Source organism: Clostridium sp. Cult2, assembly GCF_021655075.1.
GTDB lineage: Bacteria > Bacillota > Clostridia > Tissierellales > Tepidimicrobiaceae > Schnuerera.
In genome coordinates this window covers 1-2,897 of the sequence record NZ_PPXX01000071.1, presented here as the reverse complement: position 1 = coordinate 2,897, position 2,897 = coordinate 1, and the positions used below count along the sequence as shown (strand labels likewise).

Annotated in this window: 4 protein-coding genes; all 4 read left to right on the top strand. The window is 28.0% G+C overall.

Features of this window, described 5'->3' with window-relative positions:
* Positions 1 to 22: 22 nt before the first annotated feature.
* On the top strand, positions 23 to 253 hold the full coding sequence (locus C3E90_RS07930; protein ID WP_236915107.1) for a type II toxin-antitoxin system MqsA family antitoxin: 231 nt from the start codon (positions 23 to 25) through the stop codon (positions 251 to 253).
* Positions 254 to 944: 691 nt separating this feature from the next.
* On the top strand, positions 945 to 1,676 hold the full coding sequence (locus C3E90_RS07925) for an aminoglycoside phosphotransferase family protein (protein WP_236915106.1): 732 nt from the start codon (positions 945 to 947) through the stop codon (positions 1,674 to 1,676).
* 345 nt (positions 1,677 to 2,021) lie between these two features.
* On the top strand, positions 2,022 to 2,549 hold the full coding sequence (locus tag C3E90_RS07920) for a hypothetical protein (protein WP_236915105.1): 528 nt from the start codon (positions 2,022 to 2,024) through the stop codon (positions 2,547 to 2,549).
* Between the two features lie 112 nt (positions 2,550 to 2,661).
* Complete coding sequence (locus C3E90_RS07915; RefSeq protein WP_236915104.1) at positions 2,662 to 2,829, top strand: hypothetical protein; 168 nt, start codon at positions 2,662 to 2,664, stop codon at positions 2,827 to 2,829.
* Positions 2,830 to 2,897: the final 68 nt, after the last annotated feature.

Below are 2,897 nucleotides of genomic sequence, written 5' to 3'. Positions count from 1 at the left end.
AAAACCAGAAGGAGGTAGTAATATGAATTGTGCTTTATGTAAAGGAAAATTAAAAAAAGGAATAGTAAATCATATTATAGATTTAGGGGATGGCATAATTATTATAAAAAATGTTCCTGCCAATACTTGTAACCAATGTGGAGAATATTATGTAGACACTGAAATAGCTATAAAACTAGAAAACATTGTAGAAGAATTAAGAAAAAATAAAGCAGAAGTTCTTATCATTAATTATAATGAAATGGTAGCCTAGGAGCATTTTAATAAAGAGATGGTATTTATAAATGATATAGAAGAAATATGTAGAAAATATTTCAAGTAAAAACTTTGGTGAATTGTAAAAATGAAATCATTAGAAGATAGTTAATAAGGTGTTTGGCATAGATTATGTTAAATACCTTATTTGTTTATAGTAGAGTTTATATATCTATCACTAGATACATTCTATTTATTTTGCTAGTAGAACTGATACGGTGAACCGTATCATAAGTAGGGGAGACCTTTGGTCTCCTGTATATGACTATAATAAATTGCTATTTAATGGTATAAAACGTATAAGTTGAATTATGGGTTATAATCGGACGACCACAGGTCGCCCCTACAATGTGGAGTTATCAATATGTAGGGGCGGTCTTTGACCGCCAGATTAATGACGCATTATTTCTATTATACGAAGCATGAATTAAACATTAAAAGTTTTAGATATAATCTATAAAAGAAAGGTGGTGAAACATCTGGTTTTTGGCAAGGAAACAGGAAAAGCATATTAGGTATGGCTTAACAAGATATATCTTGTTAAAGGACAGCTAGAAGGAAAAGGCTTTATGAGATTTATAGTTAAGAGACTATATCCTAGTAGCTTAATCCTGTGTTGCTACCACTTATTATTAAGTGAGAAATCATATTGATACTATTTAATATGATTTTAGAAATCAGGTTAGCACATGAAATATGAGAAAATAGTTGGTGTAGGCAACACAGCAACTGTATATGAGTGGGAAGAAAATAAAGTACTTAAGCTTTTTCATCAGGATTATCCAATGGAATCGGTAGAAAAAGAATTTAAAAATGCGAGATTAATATGGAATATGGAATTTTCTAAGCCTAAAGCCTATGAAATTATCACATATAACAAACAAATAGGTATAATATACGATAGATTAAAGGGGGAATCCTTGTTAGATTGGTTTATGAGGACAGGCAATATTGAGGAATGTGCTATATATATGGCAAAGCTACATAAACAAATCATGGAAAATAAGATTAATGGTGTACCAAATTACAAGGATTTTTTAAGGAACAATATACAAAATGTCAAAAGCTTAAAAGAAAAAGAAGAAATATTATATATCCTTGATAAACTTCCAAATGGAAGTACCTTTTGTCATGGGGATTTTCATCCTGGCAATATATTTATTTACAATGGGCAAACAACTGTCATAGATTTTATGAATATATGTCATGGACACTTTCTGTACGATATAGCAAGAACTGTATTTTTGGTTGAATATACTCCTGTGCCAGTGGAAGTGGAAGAAAAAGAAAAGCTTTTAAAATTTAGAAAAACATTAGCAGATTTATATCTTATAGAAATGAATGTAAATAGAGAAACTATAAAGGATTATTTATTAGTTATAATTGCAGCAAGAATGGGTGAATGTCCTAACGAGAAATGAAATGTAATTGCATTTTTATATTAAGTGGAATCATTTGTGCCCCTACTGATTTACAAAATATCATTGATACGGCATTGAAACAATTTAAGTTAATTTAAATATAATTTTAAAGCAGTAGATTATTCCTATAATAAATCTACTGCTTTAATTCTATGGGATTATATCTATTACCAAATAAGTTTTGGCAGTTGAATTGATACGGTGAACCCTATCACAAATAGTGGACAAGCTATGGGTTATAGGAAATATTTAAGGGGTTATCATAAAATATAAATAAGTGGTATAATACGTATAAATAGATTAATTAGAAGTAAAGAGAATTTATATTTTAGGAGATGAAGTATTGTGAATAGATTTAAGAATTCACTTATTATGGTTGGTTTATTATTAATATTATTAGTTTTAGCATCTTGCCAAAATAGGATGATACAAGAGCCTACCATTAAAATATCATATGATTCTAAAGAATTAAAGCCAATTTATTATCTTGATAGAAATAATAAAGAGAAAGAAGATATTGAAGAAGGGATAGAAAGCTTTATGGTTGGTAAAAAATTTATTGAATTGCCAATGATTGATTTTGGAGAAAAAATTGAAATTGAAGCTCTGAATTTTGAAACAACTGAATTTGAAGTTTATGATTACATTGTAGATGAAAGAGGTAATATTGTTTCTGATTATGACATAAATCCATTTATATTAACTTCAGTAGAAGACGGAAATACAGAGTTTATATTTGAGAAAAGTGAAGACTTGAAAATATATTATGATTATATGGTCGAAGGGAAATCCATACATTGTTTATTGATTAGAAGTAAGATAAATAAATCTTCTTTTGCATTCGCAACACTTGTATTAGGTCAGAGTAAATAGTAATTATTTTTAGTTAATTAATTTTATAATTAGGACACATTCCTTATCTTATATGTAGTAAATAATATGATATAATATATTGTATAGAATAATTTCAAAAAAGGTGATATCTATGAAGGATATAGAACAAATAATTAAAGAAGTAAGTGGAACTATGGCTATGGAAGGAATGCATTTGAAAGAAGAAGATAAAGAGAGAATTAGAATATGCTTATCCGATGAAGTAAGTTTTGAGGAAATGAAGAAAAAAATTATTGAAAAACATACTGTAAGGATATAGGTAGGGCATTATGGGTAAGAATTATGATTATAGTTATGAATGGGATATAAAGTATTGTTATCCAAATT